The organism is Streptococcus parasanguinis, assembly GCF_001578955.1.
GTDB classification, from domain to species: Bacteria; Bacillota; Bacilli; order Lactobacillales; family Streptococcaceae; genus Streptococcus; species Streptococcus parasanguinis_U.
In genome coordinates this window covers 1-463 of the sequence record NZ_KQ969726.1, presented here as the reverse complement: position 1 = coordinate 463, position 463 = coordinate 1, and the positions used below count along the sequence as shown (strand labels likewise).

Below are 463 nucleotides of genomic sequence, written 5' to 3'. Positions count from 1 at the left end.
TGGCCTTGATCTCAAAGGCAAACTTTACGGTGTGGTAGGATCAGGTGATACCTTCTACGATGAATTCTGTAAAGCAGTTGATGATTTCGACCGTTGCTTCGCTGCGACTGGTGCTGAAAAAGGTTCTGAGTGTGTCAAAGTTGATTTGTCTGCAGAAGACGAAGACATTGAAAAATTAGAAGCCTTTGCAGAAGAACTTGTAGCAAAAGCAAATTAATGACAAAGAGGCTGGATCGATGGATTACAGCCTCGATTTATATCCAAAATAAAGAGGAGACACATGGATTTAGATCAGATTCGTAAGGACATTGACCAGATCGATCAAGAGCTTGTAGCCTTGCTGGAAAGACGGATGGTCTGTGTCGGTCAGATTGTAGAATATAAGGAGCAACAGGGCTTACCTGTGCTCGATCAAGGCAGGGAAAGAGAGGTGCTTGAGAAAGTCGGCTCTCTCGTGACGGAT

The 463-nt window shown here is 44.1% G+C and carries 2 protein-coding genes; both read left to right on the top strand.

Translation table 11 applies throughout. The features are described from left to right. A partial coding sequence (locus SPADD19_RS10980; protein WP_241496597.1) for a flavodoxin domain-containing protein occupies positions 1-217 on the top strand: 217 nt, incomplete at its 5' end. A 63-nt stretch (positions 218-280) separates the two neighbouring features. Next, the coding region (locus SPADD19_RS10975; RefSeq protein WP_061455986.1) for a chorismate mutase at positions 281-463 on the top strand (183 nt) is incomplete at its 3' end.